The sequence below is a fragment of the bacterium genome (assembly GCA_039961635.1).
GTDB lineage: Bacteria > 4484-113 > 4484-113 > JAGGVC01 > JAGGVC01 > JABRWB01.
Genome location: JABRWB010000001.1, coordinates 65,938 through 83,310, shown reverse-complemented (window position 1 = coordinate 83,310; position 17,373 = coordinate 65,938). Strand labels below are relative to the sequence as shown.

The window sequence follows — 17,373 nt, the reverse complement described above, 5'->3', positions numbered from 1 at the left end:
AAACGGCTTTTCCCGCAAGCTAGTCTTCCGGCTCTTCGGGAACGACCTGTCCCCAATCGGTGCGGTTTAGTGACCTCAGCCTTCCAACGTAAGTCTGTACCGTTGGGAAGAACGGAGGGGCGAATGAACCTTCCAGGAATCGCCTGTCGTAATGAAAGTTTTTATAATATCCACTTTTCGGACCTGTGCTTGAGAATGTGCCGATTGCCTGGTAGGAGTCCATAATAACCCCTCCAAAAAGGTTCAGGGCACCGCTCGCTGGCTTGTACTTGTAATTCTCGACGCCGAAACCTTTTCCAGCCGCCGTAGCGAATATGGTTGCATCAAGCCGCAAATTGCTTGGTGCGTTATCGGTTACCAAAACGTTGCCGGAACCGGCAACCAGCCCAAGCACGTTTCTCGCATCAGGATCAACAGTCGGATCAACTTCGTAGTTGAGGTGGTTGTCTACGTAAATGCTGTTCTGAGCGGAAATGGTCATCATCGAATTTTCCTCGATGGCCGCCGACGCCCCCGATGCGCGCCCAAGATTATCCAACGTTCCCTCGACGTGAATTACGCCGTTGGGAACATCGTTGAAAACCCTGGGAGGGTCGCCTGGCTCGGTGACGGTCATCGTACCGGCAGCATTGTCTATCACGATTTCCGTCCACTGGCCGCCTTGCTGGATCCTGATTACTTGAGTTGAACCCACGGCTGCAAGGTCCATGTTCTGAACATCGCCGTAAATATAAATTCCGCCCAGAAGCTCGTTTGTGTCATTACCGATATTGTCGACGCCGTCGCCCTTTGCATAATAAACGCCGGCTGGCGGCGCCGAAGTGCCGGGCGTTAGGCCAAGGTTTTCGCGCCTTTCGGCATGAGTAACCGGCTTTGTCGTGTCGCTTACATCGGCATAATCTCCCATGGCAGCTCTAGATTGAGAAAACGAGTTGCCAGGTACGGGAATTTCATCCACGCCCCAGAGGGCAGGGTATTCTTCGTTCCATTTAACCACGGGATTGTAAATTTTTTCTGCGGTGTCCCAGCTTGCCCAAGTGGTCTGAAACTGGTCGGTGAATGTCGGTCCTCCGCCCGCGTCGTTTCCCGCGAATCCCGGCTTGCTGCCGACGTAAACGGGGCCGTCCAGCACTTCGTTGTTTGCGAAATAAATCTGCTGGCCTGCAGGAGTTTTCATTACGACCGTGAAGAAATCGTAAAAGGAAAAACTGGGATGAAATACGGTCACTTCAAGCGAACCGGTCAGCTGAGTAACCTGCTCTGCCGTGATTGTTCCGCTCGGCATGTCGCCCTTGCTGGTAATCTCGTAGTCATAATGAAAGACATATGCACCGGTCGGGTCGGAAGGTTCGGGCTCGTCCACTCCGGTAGGCCAGAAGTCGAATGCGAGTTCAAACTTGGTCTTTGACTGTCCTTGTCCGATTTCGCCGGATAAAACTCCCATTTCGCCTCTAGGCATGAATTGCTCGAATGCGGGGCAAAAATCCACGAGCACTCCGATGTCCCTGTCACCGGTTCTGCTGCCGGATAGGGCGTCGGCCGCGTACTGATCAATATCGCCCGACTGAAGGTGCGCCGGCACCGAGAAATTCTGAAGCGCACTGTCGAGCAGGATTCGGGCGTATTCTTGCGCGCCTTCCGCGGCGAACAGCGCTTTGGTCGTGGATGCCGTCCTTCCCGAGCCAAGAATTTCGGAGTAAAGCACAAAAGAAATACCAATGGCAATTACCATTACTATGGCTACCATGAATACGGCTGTAATCAAAGCTGCGCCTAGCCGGTCGAAACCGCATGATTTCGTATTGTTGTTCATCATCGTGCTCCTTGTCGTAGTTCGCAAAGATGCCATTTGCCTAAAGCCTCATTCCAAGGTTTGGGCAGTAAACAAGCGTTGAGCCTTCCAATTCTCCAACCATCTTTGCTTCGGATTTATTGTCTCCTGCGGTAGGAATGAGCGATATGCTGATCCTAACCGCGGAAACGAGAGCGGGATCCGTCGTCTCAACGTTGTCTGCGGTAAAATAGGTAAAGACAAGGCTTGCAACGTTGTCCATCACCACTTCCGGCTGGCCGTAGGACTGAAACTCCGTCCCGTTTTTGAACCACCTTTCAAGGACGACGGTTTTGTCGGCGCTGGAATATCTGATTTGGAACCTGTCCGTAACGCTGTCCGCGTCCACGTCCGACTGGAACGTCAGGTAATTCTCTTCGATTTCTTCCATACCCACATCAACCGGTTGAATACCCGCAAGTCTGATGAATCGCGACAAGTACTCGAGAGTGGCTCTTAGATCCTGTTGAGTCTTGAGCCTGGACTGCGTCGCCGCGCCGATATTCAGCGAGTAAATGAAAACAAGCGCGAAGGCGGCCAGAAGCACGGTCAATACAACCGATGCAATTAGAACTTCAGCCAACGTGAAACCATGTTTTTTAAGCGCAATTTGGCATCTCATATTTCTTATCCCTAGCCGGAGCTCGTAGTGAACGGCCTTCCCACTATTGTAGAAACAGTAAAGTGGTAATCCTTTCCCCTTTCGCTCCATTCGACCGTAACCACTACGGTTTTGGTGCCTTCCACGGGCTGGTTCTCGGTTACCTCCCAACTGCGGTAAAAAATCCCCGGCGGCAGCCCGTTCGGTCCTATGGATAGGGGATTGCCTGATTCGTCCAGGTCTTTTCCAGTCTCCACCAATTCGTAATCCAAGTTTCGCAGCTCCTCGATTTTCTGGTGGGCCAAGTAAGTGGCTGCCGTCCGCATACTGGATTCCCTAGACTCGACAGCGGAACTTGCAATCAACTGGGTTAAAGCAATTGCCGCAATCATAAAAACAAGCAATGCAAGCAGCACTTCGATAATTGAAAATCCCGAATGCCGCAAAAGCCTGTACGGTTTCATTTGTCACTCCGTTCGGTTCAACTGACCATTGGCGATGAATGCCTTCATCTTCACCGAGTAGCCGCTTTGGTCCACCAATGCCACTTCTCCCCCGTAATCGAGCGAGCCGTAGGGATCAAACGTGGCCGCCATACCGGGAAATGTTATGCCTTCCGCGAATGAGATTCCTTCCGGCAGGTGGAAAATCTGCTCTACATCCTGCCATGTTAAGGTGGCGGGGTCGTACACCTTTATTCTATAGCTGTTGTTAGCAGGATCCATGATGAACCTGGAATATGTATTGCGGCTTATGGCGTATGATCTGGCGGAAGAGAATCTGGACATAAATTCATCGGCGGCGAAATCGGTGTTGGATCGGCCAAGCGACCTAAGCAAAATAGGAGCAGCAAGTGAAACCATCAATCCCGCTATGGCAACGACCAGCATCAGTTCCGCAATTGAAAAGCCCGATCGGCCGTTGCACAAGCGGCCTCTTGCGTCAAAATGAATTTCGCCGCAACCCCACAAATGCCGTTCAGGCGTTTTATGCGGGCGCGCTCGAAAAAAAGGCAGGCGATTGTCCGGATTAAGTTTCATCTGTTTGCTCCGCCAAGGACACAAAAATAGGCCTTCGCGAACTATGATCAGAGCTGCAGGCGGAACGCTCCAGCCCCAAAACGTACGACAAAAAGGCATCTACAGCAAGCCAATCCGTAACCATAAACAAGCATATTATACCCAGGCAACCAGGTTTTTCCTAGGTTTCTTTGACGGTTTTGTCAAATCGAACGATTTTTTCAATTTTAACGATTTGGAAGGAGTCGATAACCAATCGAGCGATTAGTACCTTTGCAATGGATTCGACTGCCGGTAAGGTTGGTCACGGATCGGAAGCGAAAGCGGATGAAGGGGATGAGATAATTTTGGGTTGCGCGTTATTCCATGTGTTGAAGTCTTCAGTTTCAACCGGGACGGAATGCGCGCCTGTACAGAGATGCGGCGTTTACACCAAGCGCCTGATAATCACGAATGTGTCGAGCGACTTTTCCTCGTCCTTTGATTTGGCGGTTATGTCGAATTCGACCTTGACCACGCTTGCCGCGTCGGTCGTCGGATTTCCATCTGCATCGTAATAAGAGGGCGTAAACGCGGTGACCCCTGTAGCGTAAGCGTTACCGTCTTTTAGCAGTGTTTGTTTTTCGGAGTTGTAGGTAAATACGGTTTTTTCGCCCCGCTCGTTCAGCGCGAATTCATCCGGCCCGATTTCCAACAATCCATCCGAATTGCGGACCAAATCCACCATCCGTTCCACGCCTTCCTGCGCGGTGAAGGTGGCGTCGGAGCGCTGCTGCACCATCATTGTTGTTTCGGCAGACGAAATGTACAGCGAGGCGACTCCCATTGTGATTATGCCGATGATCAATGAAACGATCATCAACTCGATAAGCGTGATTCCCTTCTCGTTTTGTTTCAGGCGCATCATTGCAATCACATCCCGAACTTGTAGATGTCTTCTACAAGCGTGACTATCGGCACATCCTGTTCGCCGGGACGACCGGAAACGTCAATCTGATACACGTTGACCGAAATTCTTTTTATGTTGGTTTCCGGTATCTCTATCGTCCGCACCACGCGAAGCTCCCCGTCGTCGGTCACGAAATCGTTCGCGATCGTATTGCGCGGAGGGTCAAGGTATCCAGTGCCGGTGCTGTCGAGTGGAATTCGGCTCCATCTGATGCTTTTGACTTCCTCGATCGCGGCGCGCGCCAGGTTGTTAGCGATTGCCTGGTCTTCCGAAGTCAACTGCACGTGTACGGTCTGAAAGAAAATCGCGAGGGCGGAAATGAACATAATCGCGATAACCACTATCGCGATCATCAACTCTATGAGGCTGAAACCGCGGCGGTTGCGTCTCATTACAGTTCCTCCCACGTATCGCGAAGGATATAGAACTGGTCGCCCAAAAATCCCAGGGCTTCGGTGGAATAGCGCATATCGAAGCTGCCTCCGATGTCAACCGTCAAGGTGGCGGTGTCCTTGTTGATCAGCATCGCTCCCCAGATTTCCGCGCTGCCGATACCGACGGTGAAGTCGCCCATGACAATCACCAAACCCTGCCAGGTGAAATTGCCTTTGACTTCAAGGTTGCCTTCGATTACCAGCACGCCGCAGCCCGAGAAGTTCCCGTTGATTATTACGTCGTTTTCAACCAAAACCACTTCCGGCTCGTCGGGAACACCCCAATACTCGTCGCCGTCGTACGGATCGGTCGAATCGGTGATATGCGTTTCGCCGTCGATAATCCGCGTTGCCATCTCCGCGTATTGGTCGGCAACCGTCGGTATGTCGATGACTTCGCCCGTGTTGACGATGTTCGGCGTGAAATCCCCTTCTCCCTGGATTTTCTTGCCTTTGTTTTTCATGGACGGGCTGCTTTGGAAGAAGTCGATCCAGTCGTCGTAAGTGTCTGCGTTTGTGACGGCCATTCCGGCGACGGGATCTCCCGGACCGTCGCGGGTTGTGGAAAGCGACCTGTGGTCGTAGCCGTCCACGGTGAAAGCGGCGCCGCTTAGTCCAGGCGCGATATCTTCGCCGTCCATGTACATCGCCGCGGGTGCGTCAGGCATAGTCCCGGTTCCGTACTGCACGCGAACGCATCTCGTATATTCCTGATCGGTTCCGACTCCGATTGCGTAATTGGGATTCTGAAGGATCATCTTCATATCGCCTTCCACATATCCGGGCGCTTCGTCCTTAAGCCACTGGATCAGCTTGGAACCCTCGTAGGGGAAGTTCGCGTCTATCGGCTCCTCCAGAATTCCGGGATTGTTTCTTAGGTTCAAAAGCGTCCTGTTGAGCGCGGTTTCCGCCAGTGCGAACGAATTTATGTAATTCGTCCGGCCTGCGGTGAATATCATCGAGCCGTAGCCGAAGCTGACGATTGCCACCAAAAGGATGACGGTCGCCGCCCCCAAGACGAGGGCAAGCATCAAAACCGTGCCTCGACGATTAGCCAGCTTTCCTAGCATCGGTCATAACCTCCGTATGGCTGCACATTTGCATTGTGCATAACCTATAAATAATACTGGTATCGAAGCGCGTTCTCGACTAGGAAAAACCTGGATGTCAACGTCCAAAAGCCTTGCATTGCAGGCCGTTTTGCGGCCCGCATCAGGTTGCTGCTTTGTGCTTGGCCGGCCTATAGCGAAGTGAAACCCATTTTTATGGCGTACTTCGTCAGCTCTGCAATGGTCTTCGCACCCACTTTGTTCATAATGCGTTTTCTGTGAAACTCCACGGTCTTAGGACTGATGTCCAATATTAGGGCGATTTCCTTTACGTTTTTGCCTTCTGCAATCAGCTGCAAAACCTCCCTTTCTCGGGACGAGAGCTTGTCCGCTTCGGGTGCTTCGGTTTCATCCGCAAGAATTTGAACGTAATCGCTGATCACCACGCCGGCAATTTGCGGGCTAAGGAACTTTTGGCCCGCACTAACGGCGCGGATAGCGTCCTCTAAATCCTTTCGCGCGCAGTCCTTTACCAGATACGCATACGCTCCCGCCTTGAGCATTTCCGTTACGAATCGCCGGTCGGAATGCATGGAAAGCGCAATCACCTTCGTATTCGGGCATTTCTTGGAAAGTTGCACGGTCGCCTCGATGCCGTTGAGTCCGGGCATTGATATATCCATTATTACGATGTGGGGCGAAAGCTTGGAAACGAGCTGAATGGTGTCCCTGCCGTTGTCGGCTTCGCCGATTATCTCAACGCCCGGCAGTTTTTCCAGCAGGGAATGCAGTCCTTCCCTGAATAGCTTGTGATCATCGGCGATGATAATTCTTATTGCCATATTTACCTCGCGTTCAATCCCCGGACGGATCCAGCGGCAGCTCGATCCTAATTTTCGTTCCTTTTTCCGGGAGCGACTCCACAACCATGCGGCCGCCGAGCGATGCCAAGCGCTCGCGTACGCTGAACAATCCGAATCCTCCCTGCGGATGCGGTCCGATTTTGGAAGGATCGAATCCGATACCGTCATCCTCAATTGTCGCCCAGACATTGTTAGAGCTGCTACCCATAGCCACCTTCACTTGCTTCGCTTTTGAATGCTTTGCAACGTTGAACAAAAGTTCCTTTAGAGCTTGGTAAAGCACGACGCTGACATCCGGAGGAATAGAAGCCTTAAGCGAAGCATCGTTTAAAACACCGCCGATTCCATGCCTTTCCCTGAGCTGGTCCATTTGCCATCCGACTGCCGCGCCCAATCCCAGTTCGTACAACAGCGGCGGACTGATTTCGAATATCAGGCTGCGCACATCGTCTATCGAGCACTTTACCAATTCGCGAAGCAGTCCGATTTTATCGCGGTTTTCCGGGGAATCCTCAAGTTCCTGCAGGTCTTCGAGTTTCATCTGAAGAGCTGCCAAATTATGTCCCACGCTATCGTGCAGTCTCGCAGCGATAATCCTTCTCTGCTTCTCTTCTGCAAGCGAAAGGTCCGTTGCCAGCTTTCGCAAGCTTTCCTGGTAGGCCTTTACGCTTGCCTCCAGAATTCCGATTTCGTCTTTACGGCGTAACGCCGAACTTCCGAAGTGATGCTCCAAATGCGCAGAATATCCCGCACTGTTGGCGACGGCCATGAGCGGTTCAAGGAGTGTTCTGCGCAAGAAGATAATAACCGCAAGCCCTATCAGGAGACCTGACAGAACCACTGATAGCGAAGCGTTTAGGACAATCTGTCTGCCTTTGGCTGAAATGTCCCGATTGAATGTGGACTTGATTAATAGCGAGTTGCCGGAAACACCGATGCTGAATACCGAAAACACGTTAAGGGTTTTTGGTTGAACGTCGATGATGAAGCCTTGCTGCGTAGAAAACCGGGTAACCACGCTTTTGGCGTATTCACTCGGGTATTTTCCTTCCAGCAAAGGCCAAATCTCGAAATCTACTTCTATTTGACGCGACATCGCGTTTAGCAACGTTTCATTCAAAAGGCGCCCCATTACGAAGCATCCCATCGGAGGACCCGTATTATCGCTGCGCAAAATGGGCATTGCTGTTACGAGGAGTGGGCCGTGATCGGAAAAGTATATGTCCGAAGAACTTTTCGCGATTGTGAGATCGTCGAATATAGGGCTGTTTTCCAAGCTTGTGCGGTCGGTTAGGCCGGGTACTTCCAAAGGCGTCATTTCCGGTATGATATATGCTCCCGAGTACTTGACCTCTCCCAGCTTATTGCAAATGATAATGACGGCAAGGTTGTTGTCAATGTATGTCTCTGGAAGCAGGTTAACGGGTTCGAATTGCTTGTTAAGTCCCTGAATGTAAAGATAGGTATCGTCCCAAGCGGCGTAATCGTCGCAGGTGCGCTCCAAGTAAAACAACTCCCGGTTCAGAGTCTTAACGCATCTTTTCATGTCCTCTTCGGCTTCGGATACCTCCAGGCGGTGGAAACTTTCAAGTACGAGAAATCTCAGCAGGGCAAGGTAGAGCGCGACGTAAAGCCCTACAACCGCCCCGACAATGATGAGAACCTTGTATTTAATCGACAATTCATGCTCTCCAATGGATGGATTTAAGGTGCAATGAGGATGGTTCACCTTAATCCAGCGGCGTATTATAGCCGAAAATAGGACAGCCGCAATTGTGAAACCCCTGCACTCGGGCGGCAAATACTTTTGAAATATGCGGGATTTTCTGGGATGTCGACAGAAGAGCCGAGATTACCGTAGACGCAATTCGCTTTAAAAATTTTTGTGAATGACATATCGAACGAGAAATCCGGCTTACTGATGATCGAAATGAAATTTCGCAACCATTACAGCGGTATTAAATATTGACTTTAACGCTAACGTTAAAGTTGTGATTTTCAAGGTATCAGGTTTCGCCTTTGCCATGTCTGAGACTGGATTGATGAAAATCGGTGAGCTGTCGGAACGCTCCGGCCTGACCGCCCGTTCCATCCGCTATTACGAGGAGCTTGGCTTAATCGAGCCGTCCGCCCGCAGCGACGGCCACTTCCGGCTGTACGATGAACGGGCGCTGGCCCGCCTTGAATACATTCGAAGGCTGACCGAAGCCGGATTGTCCCTTGCCGACGTCATCTTGCTTTTCCGCGTCTGGGAGGCCAGCACGTCGGGCGACGAGCGGCGTGCGATGTTGAACGAAATCGTTTCGCGGTACATGGCGGAGGTGGAAAAAAAGCGGACGGCTCTTGAGCTGGTCGAAAGGGAGCTGAAGCTGATCCTCGAAACCGTCGAGAATTGCGAAGGTTGCGGCCATGAGCCGGGCAAGGGAACTTGTTTTCGATGCTCGGTAGTCGAATCGCGTTTGGAAACGCAGGCCGATTTGCCGGAGATTGTTGCCTTTTGGATGTCCGGCAAGCGTGAAGTTGTTCATCAGACTTGAGATTTAAAACCGCGCGGCGAACAAGCGGGGTAGAAGCAGTGGCATTTGCCTAAGGAGATTTGGATGTTGGAAATAAGGAATCTTTGCGCAGGGGTGAACGGAGCCGAAATCCTGCGCGGCGTAAATTTGTCCGTCATGCCGGGCGAAATCCACGCGATCATGGGTCCAAATGGAAGCGGGAAAAGCACGCTGGCCAAAATCCTTGCGGGCGATCCGGCCTACGAGGTTACATCGGGCGAAGTTCTTTACAAAGGCTCCGACCTTTTCGAAATGGAAGTAGATGAGCGCTCGCGCGCCGGGATTTTTATGGCGTTTCAGTATCCGAGCGAGATTCCGGGCGTGACAATTCAGAGCTTCCTCAGGACTGCCCTGAATGCAAGGCTGGAAAGCGAAATATCCGCGCTTAAGTTTTACGGTTTGCTCAAAGACAAGCTCAAGATGCTGGAGCTGGACGAGAGCTTCGCAAACCGATATTTGAACGACGGATTCAGCGGCGGAGAAAAGAAGCGCACCGAGATTCTCCAGATGGCGGTGCTTTCTCCGGAGCTGGCGATTATGGACGAAACCGACAGCGGACTGGACGTGGACGCGCTCAAGATCGTTTCGAACGGCATAAACAGGATATTCCAGGAAACTCCTGGCATGTCCGTCGTGATAATCACGCACTACCAGCGAATCCTGAACTACATCACACCGCACTTCGTGCATGTGATGATGGAAGGCCGCATCGTCCGCAGCGGCGGGCCGGAGCTGGCGCTCGAAATAGAGACGCATGGTTATGACGGGATAAAGGCTGAAATCGCCGCCGGAAGCGCGGTTTGAAATACAAGTGCCGGATGCTAAAGCGTCCGGCTGTTCGATAGAGGTGAAACATGCCAAACACCGATACAATTGAAAAAAAGGAAATCGGTCTCGATCTGGGATCTTACAAGTACGGCTTTCACGACGACGACGTGAAGTACGCGTACAAAGCCGAGCCGGGGCTGTCCGAGGCGACGATCCATATGATCAGCGACCTCAAGGGCGAGCCGGACTGGATGCGCGAATTCAGGCTGCGCTCGCTGCGGCATTTCATGCAGCGCCCCATGCCCACCTGGGGCGGCGATCTTTCGAAGATTAACTTCGACGAGATTTACTACTACCTGAAGCCCGAAGGCGGCAACGCCCGCACCTGGGACGACGTGCCCGAAAGCATCAAGCGCACATTCGACCGAATCGGGATTCCCGAGGCGGAGAAGGAAATGCTGGCCGGCGTCGGCGCGCAATACGACAGCGAGGTCGTCTACCACAACTTGAAGGGCAAGTGGGTTGAGCAAGGCGTGATTTTCATGGATACCGACACGGCTCTGCGAGAACATCCGGAGTTCTTCAAGGAGTATTTCGGTACGATCATCCCGCCGGAGGACAACAAGTTCGCGGCGCTCAATTCCGCCGTCTGGAGCGGGGGCAGCTTCGTTTACGTGCCGAAGGGCGTGAAGGTGGAAATTCCGCTTCAGGCGTACTTCAGGATAAACGCGAAGAACGCGGGGCAGTTCGAGCGCACGCTGATTATCGCGGACGAGGGCAGCGACGTGCACTACGTCGAAGGCTGCACCGCGCCGGTGTATACGAAGGACGCGCTGCACAGCGCGGTCGTCGAAATCATCGTCAAGAAGGGCGCGAAGGTTCGCTACACGACGATCCAGAACTGGTCGAACGACGTGTATAACCTTGTGACGAAGCGAGCTGTCGCCGACGAGGACGCGGTTATGGAGTGGGTTGACTGCAATATCGGCAGCCAGCTCACGATGAAATATCCCGCGGTGATTCTGCGCGGGCCGCGCGCGCACGGCGAAGTGCTTTCGATCGCGTACGCGGGCAACGGCCAGCACCAGGACGCGGGTGCGAAGATAACGCATGCCGCGCCGCACACTACGAGCCGGATTACCAGCAAGTCGATTTCAAAGGGGACGGGGCGCTCAAGCTACCGCGGCCTGCTGAAGGTGCACAAGGGAGCAATCGGCGCAAAGGCGAATGTCGAATGCGATGCGCTGTTGATGGATGACCAGGCGTCAACCGATACTTACCCGTACATCGAAATCGAGGAGCAGCAGGCAAGCGTGGGTCATGAAGCGCGCGTTTCGAAAGTTTCGGAAGAGCAGCTGTTTTATTTACAGAGCCGCGGACTTGACGAAGACACCGCGCTTGCGATGATAATCAACGGATTCCTGGAGCCGGTCACGAAGGAGCTGCCGCTTGAATACGCGGTCGAAATGAACCGGCTTATCGCGCTTGAAATGGAAGGAAGTGTGGGCTAGAGATGAGCGATTACGCATTCAAGGTTGAGGATTTGGAAAGCGCCGCGGAAGAGCAGGGCGATTTCGTCGGTATCACGCCGCCGGAAATATTCCGGGAAAAGGCGCGGCGGATTATTGAAAACGTGCGGCCGTACCTGCGGATGGACGGGGGCGATATCGAGTTCGTGGACGCGGCGCAGGGCAGGGTGTTCGTCCGGATCGCCGGCGCGTGCCACGGCTGCTCGCTGACCTCGGCGCACATCGGAGAGGGCGTGGGAGAGCTGCTTCGAGCCGAGTTGCCCGATTTTGTTTCGATCGTTCCAGTATTGGACTAGCGGAGGCAATGGGAAGATGAGTGCGGTTCAATCACGCTCGATCGTGGACGAGCGACGGGTAAGAGAGATTTCGAAAATCCTCGGCGAGCCGTCGTGGCTTGCCGAAAAGCGCGTGCAGGGGCTGGCGGTTTTCGACGCAAAACCCTTTCCCTTTGTGAAAGACGAAGGCTGGAAGTACACCGATCCAAGAAAGATAAAGCTGGACGGGCTCGCGCTTTCCGACGGCACGGCGGACATGTGTGACGAAGCTGTTACGGTACAGGCGCTGGACGGATTCGAAAAGATGGTCGAGGCCGCGGCCGTCGCGATCCACTGCAACGGGCGTTTCTGCAAGATGAACCTTCCCTCATCTTGGCTGGAGCGCGGCGTGCAGGTTCTCGATTGGCGCTCCGCGATAGCGAAGGCGCCCGATTTGCTCAAGCAGCACTTCATGTCGGGGATACTTCCGAACACCTTCGACAAATTCACGGCACTCCACTCGGCCGCCGTCAGCGGAGGACTGGTGCTGCTGGTTCCGGACGGCGTGGAGTTGGCAGAGCCGCTGTTCAGCATTCATTGGCTCGGTGCGGAAAACCGGCTTGAAGCACCTCACCTTCTTGTTTTATGCGGAAAAAATTCCAGCGCGCGCTTCGTGGATGTATTCGCCGGGCCGGGCGGAGGCGGGGTGGCATTGCCGGCGTACGAATTCAACCTCGAGCCAAATTGCAGGCTCAATTACATCAGATTGCAGCAGGTAGGTCAACAGACAACGATTCTTGGATATCAGAAAGCAATTGTGGGCCGGGACGCGAACCTGATTACGGGCGTCGTTAACCTTGGCGGAAGGCTTGTAAGGGACGTGATTCAGGCGCGCATGCAGGGCTCGGGAAGCGAAGCAAAATTGCTTGGCGCTTACATGCCGGGAAAGGGCCAGCATTTTCACCACGAAACACTTCAGGAGCACGCGGTGCCGTACTGTCACAGCGACCTTCTTTTCAAAGGCGCGCTGTCGGGCGACGGACGGGCGGTTTTCGGAGGGATGATTAAAGTATTCCCCGGCGCGCAGAAAACCGACGCGTACCAGAAAAACCGCAACCTGATACTTTCAAAGGAAGCAAGGGCGGACTCGATTCCGCAGCTCGAAATACGCGCGGACGACGTGAAATGCAGCCATGGGGCGACTGTCAGCCAGGTTCAGGAAAACGAGCTGTTTTATCTGCAAAGCCGAGGCCTTAGACGCCCGGCGGCGGAAGAGCTGCTTGTGTTCGGCTTCATAGACGAAGTGCTTGCCAAGATGGACTGGCCGGAGATAGTAGCGCCGCTCGAATGCAGAATAAGCGCGAGGATTAAGCAGTGGTAGACGGACATTCGGAGGCGGCAATCGGGAACTGGCACAAGATCGCGGATCCGGGCGAAATCGAGGATGGGATGATTTTCGCCATTGAAATCGCCGGCGAGGAGATTTGCATCGGCAGGCTTTGCGGAAGGCTTTTCGCACTCGAAAACATGTGCTCGCATGAGGAATTTCCGCTGAACGACGGCGACTTATTGGATACGTGCGAGCTGCGCTGCAGATATCACGGTGCGAGGTTCAATCCATTCACCGGCGAAGCCCTAAGCCTGCCCGCGCTTTCGGGGGTAAAGCCGTTCAAAATAGAGGAACGGGAAGACGGCGTTTACCTGCTTGTGGACTAGCAGCTGACGCAAATCCGGCCTGATTTTGCCTTATCCCGGGCAAATTTGCCCGCTTTATAAAGGTTTCACGCAGTGTGACTTGGTTGCCGCCCGCCGCTGTCGCTTGTATCATTATGGCGGTACCTGAATTCCGAAATCCAGCCCGCCCGTTTGGCGGGCGAAATCCCGGATTCGGCAGCGCGAGGCGGCGAAATGCGACGCAGAATCGGACTGCAATTCACTGTCACCGTCGGAGTCGTGACGGTGGGCGTCATGCTCGCGTTTTCCGCCGTGCTTCTTCACAACCAAGAGCGCCAGCTGCTTCAGGCCAAAATTGTAAGCGCGAACCAGCTTTCAGAAACAATTAAGAAAAGCACGCGCCAGGACATGATGGCAAACAGGCTGGACAACGTTTATCTGATTATCCGGACAATCGGCGAGCAAGAGGGGATCGAAAAGGTCCGGATTCTCGAAAAAACCGGCGAGATTATTTATTCGACGCGCGAAAGGGAAATCGGAACCAAGCTCGACATGAAGGCGGAAGCCTGTTACGGCTGCCACGCATCCGACGAACCGATTTCGCGCCTGGATATTCCGCAGCGCACCAGGGTCTACAATTCCCCGGAAGGCCGCCCGCTTTTGGGCATCATCAATCCGATATACAACGAGCCCGGATGCAGCACATCGGCCTGCCATTACCACCCGCCCGAAAAGAGCGTGCTGGGAGTCTTGGACATAACGATGTCTCTCGAGGATGTTCATCGCGAGCTCGCTGCCACACGCAACGGCACAATCGGTCTGGTGGTGGCGGCCTTTTTAGCCGCGAGCCTGATTATTTATTTCTTTGTCCAATCAAGAATTCTGATTCCGGTGCAGCGGCTGCTCGGCGGCATGCGCAGGGTATCAGCGGGCGACCTGGACGTAACGATCGAAACAAATCAGGCCGATGAAATAGGCAGACTGACAAAATCATTCAACGAGATGACGCAGCGGCTCGCCGAGGCGCAAATGCAAATCTCTCAATCCGACAAGCTCGCATCGGTCGGCAGACTGGCCGCGGGAATCGCGCACGAAATCAACAATCCTCTCACCGGAGTGCTGACATACGCAAGTTTCCTATTGAAGCGCGCCGAAGACAACCCGGAAATGAAATCGGATCTGGAAGTCATAGTGCGCGAGACCAAGCGGTGCCGGCAAATTGTGCGGGGATTGCTGGATTTCGCGCGCCAATCAGCATTCACGAAATCCGAAATTGACCTCAACGCCGTTGTTATGCGTGCGTTGGACGTGCTTGGAAACCAGCTCAATCTGCGCGGAATAAAGATCCGCAAACACTTCGACGGCAAGATACCGAACATTTTTGCGGATGGCAATCAAATTCAGCAGGTGGTGATGAACCTGCTTCTCAACGCCTCCGACGCGGTCGGGGAGGGCGGGGAAATCCGGGTGGAAACTCGAAGCATCAAAGTGCCTCCGTTCGGAAACGCGCAAATCAGGAAGGCGTTTTGTCCGGAAGGATGCTCGCTTGTTGACGAGAGCGTTAAAATCAGAAATATGCCCGCGGTGAGCGTGGAATTCCGGGATGACAAGGGAAAGGGAGTGATTCATCTCGATCCCGTATACGGCAGCCTTAATCATGTATTTTCGCGCGTGGTCAAGCCGGACATGATAATCGGCGTAAGTTGTCCCAAATGCAAGGCCTCGCTTGTGCGCGAAACGCGCAAATGCCCCAGATGCGACGCCCCATTGTTCGCTGTGGGTGCTGGAAGTGACGGTGAAATAGTGTGGTGCACGCGAAGGGGATGCCATTACCAGCGCTGGGAAGCGGTTGAAGCGCTGGGTGAGCGGAAATACGCCGAAATCGTGGTGAAGGACAACGGCGTGGGTATGAGCCCGGAAACGCTCGCACTCATTTTCGAACCTTTCTTTTCAACCAAAGGCACCAAAGGCACGGGTCTTGGCCTGTCGGTTTCGTGGGGGATTATCCGCAATCATGGAGGTTCGATTGCCGTTGAAAGCGAGCCGGGCAAGGGCTCCACTTTTTCGGTCAGGATTCCGGTGGAATTCAGGGAGGGGGACGCGCTTTGATGGAAAGAGCTGATTCGGGCGCGAAAATCGGCAAGATTCTTCTCGTTGAAGACGAGCCCGTGGTCGTTGCTGCAGTCGAGAAGATTTTATGTTACGAGCAAATCCAGGTTGTCAGCGTTTCTGACGTTTCCTCGGCGCGGGAGATATTTGAATCCAGCAAATTTTCGGCTGTAATCGCAGACTTGATGCTGCCCGGCGAATCGGGAGCGGAGTTGCTGAAAGAAACAATAAACACTTCTCCCGAAACACCGGTGCTGGTTATTTCCGGATTTGCCACTATTGATAACGCAATCAGGTTGTTGAGGCTTGGCGCATTCGATTTTATTCCCAAGCCGTTCAGCTTCGAGGAATTGACGTCCGTGCTCGCCCGAATCAAGCGGTACTTGTCAATTCCATCCATTACTCGATCGCTTCTCATTTGCTGCCTGCGGTCGGCTGGAGACGCCCCGGGGAAGCGCCTTTGCCTCCGCGGCCACACTTGGGTCGAGTTTGATAGCGACGGTAACGCCAATATTGGGATCGCCAGTTTGATGGCGCTTACATGCGGAATCGTGGAGACGGCGCGTTTTCCGAATTCAGGCGAGCAGATTATATGCGGTCAGTACTGCGGAACGCTCGTCGACAGCGAAGGGAACGAACATGGAGTTCGTGCGCCGCTTTCCGGTGAGGTTTTGAAATCGGTGCGTCTCGAGGAACTTGATGTCGTGGCGACGCATGAGGTGCATTCGGGTGAAAGGCCATTTCTCGTGATTCGTCCAAGCCAGCCGGATCGGGAAGTTGCCAACTTAGTCCGATGCGCGAGGTTTTAGTTGAATTTTCCGCGTGAGCGCGCAAAGCGCTTGGCGGAATCGGAGGAATGCGATGTCATACTTTTTGGTTGCGGTTATTTTTGTTGTTTTTGTGTTGCTTGATCTCGGTATAAGGCATTTGCTGAAGCATCGCGAGATTGCCAGGCTCGCTCGCGAGCGCCGCGAGGCGCTGGATATCGGTCTCAAGCTCGAGATTAGCAAGGATACTCCATCACTTAAGCGCGTCGAGCTTGAAAAGCCGCTTGCGAAAATCCTTGCGGTGGACGACGAGCAAATCGTGCTGGACAGCTTCCGCAAGATACTGGTGATGCAGGGCTACTCCATGGATACGGTTGAGACAGGCCAGGAAGCTCTGAAGCTGGTTCAGGAACGCGATTACGATTTCGTATTCACGGACTTGAAAATGCCGGCGATGAACGGTGTTGATGTGGTGAAAGCCGTGCATCACTTGAAGCCCGAAATCGACATTATCGTAATCACGGGATTCGCCACGATTCAGACCGCTGTGGATTGCATGAAGTACGGCGCGGTGGACTATGTGGAAAAACCGTTCACCGAGGAGGAACTCATAGACTTCGTAAAGAAGTCGCTCATCCGCAGACAGGACAGGCTCGCCAGCAAGCGGGCTGGAAGCGGCGGATAGATGAGCGCCGGTGATCGAACTGCAATTCTTCAGGCTCGGCACCGAGCGGGCGTTTCCGGCAAGCAGGCGCGGCAAATTACATGATTGAGTTTGCATCGGCGGAAGCGGTCATTGCATTTCAAGCGGGGATTTGGACTTTGGGCAGTCCAAAAACGCAAGCGGTGCAGGGATTGGTGCGTGAACGGCGTGATGCGGAATAGGAGTTCTTCAGGATATGGGATAGACATCTCTCGATGATAGGAGATTGGCAGCTCTCTAGGATAAGAGAAAGGTATCCCTTCGGGTA

The 17,373-nt window shown here is 53.5% G+C and carries 19 protein-coding genes; 10 read left to right on the top strand and 9 right to left on the bottom strand.

Annotated features, from left to right (window positions below; all coding sequences use genetic code 11):
• Positions 1-19: 19 nt before the first annotated feature.
• From HRF49_00400 to HRF49_00385, 4 genes are read right to left on the bottom strand one after another with little or no spacing between them, the layout of a single operon-like run.
• Entirely contained in the window at positions 20-1,849 is a 1,830-nt protein-coding gene (locus tag HRF49_00400; protein ID MEP0813110.1) for a hypothetical protein, read from the bottom strand.
• A gap of 4 nt (positions 1,850-1,853) precedes the next feature.
• On the bottom strand, positions 1,854-2,453 hold the full coding sequence (locus HRF49_00395; GenBank protein ID MEP0813109.1) for a prepilin-type N-terminal cleavage/methylation domain-containing protein: 600 nt from the start codon (positions 2,451-2,453) through the stop codon (positions 1,854-1,856).
• An 11-nt stretch (positions 2,454-2,464) separates the two neighbouring features.
• Complete coding sequence (locus HRF49_00390; protein MEP0813108.1) at positions 2,465-2,896, bottom strand: hypothetical protein; 432 nt, start codon at positions 2,894-2,896, stop codon at positions 2,465-2,467.
• Between the two features lie 3 nt (positions 2,897-2,899).
• Complete coding sequence (locus HRF49_00385; GenBank protein ID MEP0813107.1) at positions 2,900-3,157, bottom strand: hypothetical protein; 258 nt, start codon at positions 3,155-3,157, stop codon at positions 2,900-2,902.
• On the opposite strand from HRF49_00385, the gene HRF49_00380 reads away from it, so the two are divergent.
• Positions 3,156-3,383: a hypothetical protein gene (locus HRF49_00380; protein MEP0813106.1), complete on the top strand. Its 228-nt coding sequence runs from the start codon at positions 3,156-3,158 to the stop codon at positions 3,381-3,383. The two genes, HRF49_00385 and HRF49_00380, sit on opposite strands and share 2 nt — an antisense overlap.
• Before the next feature lie 495 nt (positions 3,384-3,878).
• Here the strand turns inward: HRF49_00380 and HRF49_00375 are convergent, their stop codons facing one another.
• The 5 genes from HRF49_00375 to HRF49_00355 all read right to left on the bottom strand — a co-directional run bounded on the left by HRF49_00375 (position 3,879) and on the right by HRF49_00355 (position 8,427).
• The gene (locus HRF49_00375) at positions 3,879-4,358 is read right to left on the bottom strand and encodes a prepilin-type N-terminal cleavage/methylation domain-containing protein (protein MEP0813105.1); all 480 of its coding nucleotides are present in this window, start codon (positions 4,356-4,358) and stop codon (positions 3,879-3,881) included.
• Positions 4,359-4,363: 5 nt separating this feature from the next.
• Positions 4,364-4,792 carry a type II secretion system protein gene (locus HRF49_00370; GenBank protein MEP0813104.1) on the bottom strand — a complete coding sequence of 143 codons (429 nt, stop codon included), beginning with the start codon at positions 4,790-4,792 and terminating at the stop codon, positions 4,364-4,366.
• A complete protein-coding gene (locus HRF49_00365; protein MEP0813103.1) occupies positions 4,792-5,904 on the bottom strand; it encodes a hypothetical protein in 1,113 nt (370 codons plus the stop codon). The genes HRF49_00370 and HRF49_00365 overlap by 1 nt, the downstream gene beginning before the upstream one ends.
• A 170-nt stretch (positions 5,905-6,074) precedes the next feature.
• Entirely contained in the window at positions 6,075-6,725 is a 651-nt protein-coding gene (locus tag HRF49_00360) for a response regulator transcription factor (protein MEP0813102.1), read from the bottom strand.
• Positions 6,726-6,738: 13 nt separating this feature from the next.
• The gene (locus HRF49_00355) at positions 6,739-8,427 is read right to left on the bottom strand and encodes a hypothetical protein (protein MEP0813101.1); all 1,689 of its coding nucleotides are present in this window, start codon (positions 8,425-8,427) and stop codon (positions 6,739-6,741) included.
• A 343-nt stretch (positions 8,428-8,770) separates the two neighbouring features.
• On the opposite strand from HRF49_00355, the gene HRF49_00350 reads away from it, so the two are divergent.
• From HRF49_00350 to HRF49_00310, 9 genes are all read left to right on the top strand, one after another.
• Positions 8,771-9,283, top strand: coding sequence for a MerR family transcriptional regulator (locus HRF49_00350; GenBank protein MEP0813100.1), 513 nt, complete (start codon positions 8,771-8,773; stop codon positions 9,281-9,283).
• A gap of 63 nt (positions 9,284-9,346) precedes the next feature.
• Positions 9,347-10,105 carry a Fe-S cluster assembly ATPase SufC gene (sufC, locus tag HRF49_00345; protein ID MEP0813099.1) on the top strand — a complete coding sequence of 253 codons (759 nt, stop codon included), beginning with the start codon at positions 9,347-9,349 and terminating at the stop codon, positions 10,103-10,105.
• A gap of 50 nt (positions 10,106-10,155) precedes the next feature.
• Positions 10,156-11,580 (top strand): Fe-S cluster assembly protein SufB, encoded by a 1,425-nt coding sequence (gene sufB, locus HRF49_00340; GenBank protein MEP0813098.1) that lies wholly within the window; start codon positions 10,156-10,158, stop codon positions 11,578-11,580.
• Between the two features lie 2 nt (positions 11,581-11,582).
• Complete coding sequence (locus HRF49_00335; protein MEP0813097.1) at positions 11,583-11,894, top strand: NifU family protein; 312 nt, start codon at positions 11,583-11,585, stop codon at positions 11,892-11,894.
• A gap of 16 nt (positions 11,895-11,910) precedes the next feature.
• Complete coding sequence (gene sufD, locus HRF49_00330) at positions 11,911-13,233, top strand: Fe-S cluster assembly protein SufD (GenBank protein ID MEP0813096.1); 1,323 nt, start codon at positions 11,911-11,913, stop codon at positions 13,231-13,233.
• A complete protein-coding gene (locus tag HRF49_00325) occupies positions 13,227-13,568 on the top strand; it encodes a Rieske 2Fe-2S domain-containing protein (GenBank protein MEP0813095.1) in 342 nt (113 codons plus the stop codon). The genes sufD and HRF49_00325 overlap by 7 nt, the downstream gene beginning before the upstream one ends.
• Before the next feature lie 192 nt (positions 13,569-13,760).
• Complete coding sequence (locus HRF49_00320) at positions 13,761-15,635, top strand: HAMP domain-containing protein (GenBank protein MEP0813094.1); 1,875 nt, start codon at positions 13,761-13,763, stop codon at positions 15,633-15,635.
• Positions 15,635-16,444: a response regulator gene (locus tag HRF49_00315; protein MEP0813093.1), complete on the top strand. Its 810-nt coding sequence runs from the start codon at positions 15,635-15,637 to the stop codon at positions 16,442-16,444. Before HRF49_00320 ends, HRF49_00315 begins: the two co-directional genes overlap by 1 nt.
• 52 nt (positions 16,445-16,496) lie before the next feature.
• Complete coding sequence (locus tag HRF49_00310; GenBank protein MEP0813092.1) at positions 16,497-17,087, top strand: response regulator; 591 nt, start codon at positions 16,497-16,499, stop codon at positions 17,085-17,087.
• Positions 17,088-17,373 lie beyond the last annotated feature (286 nt).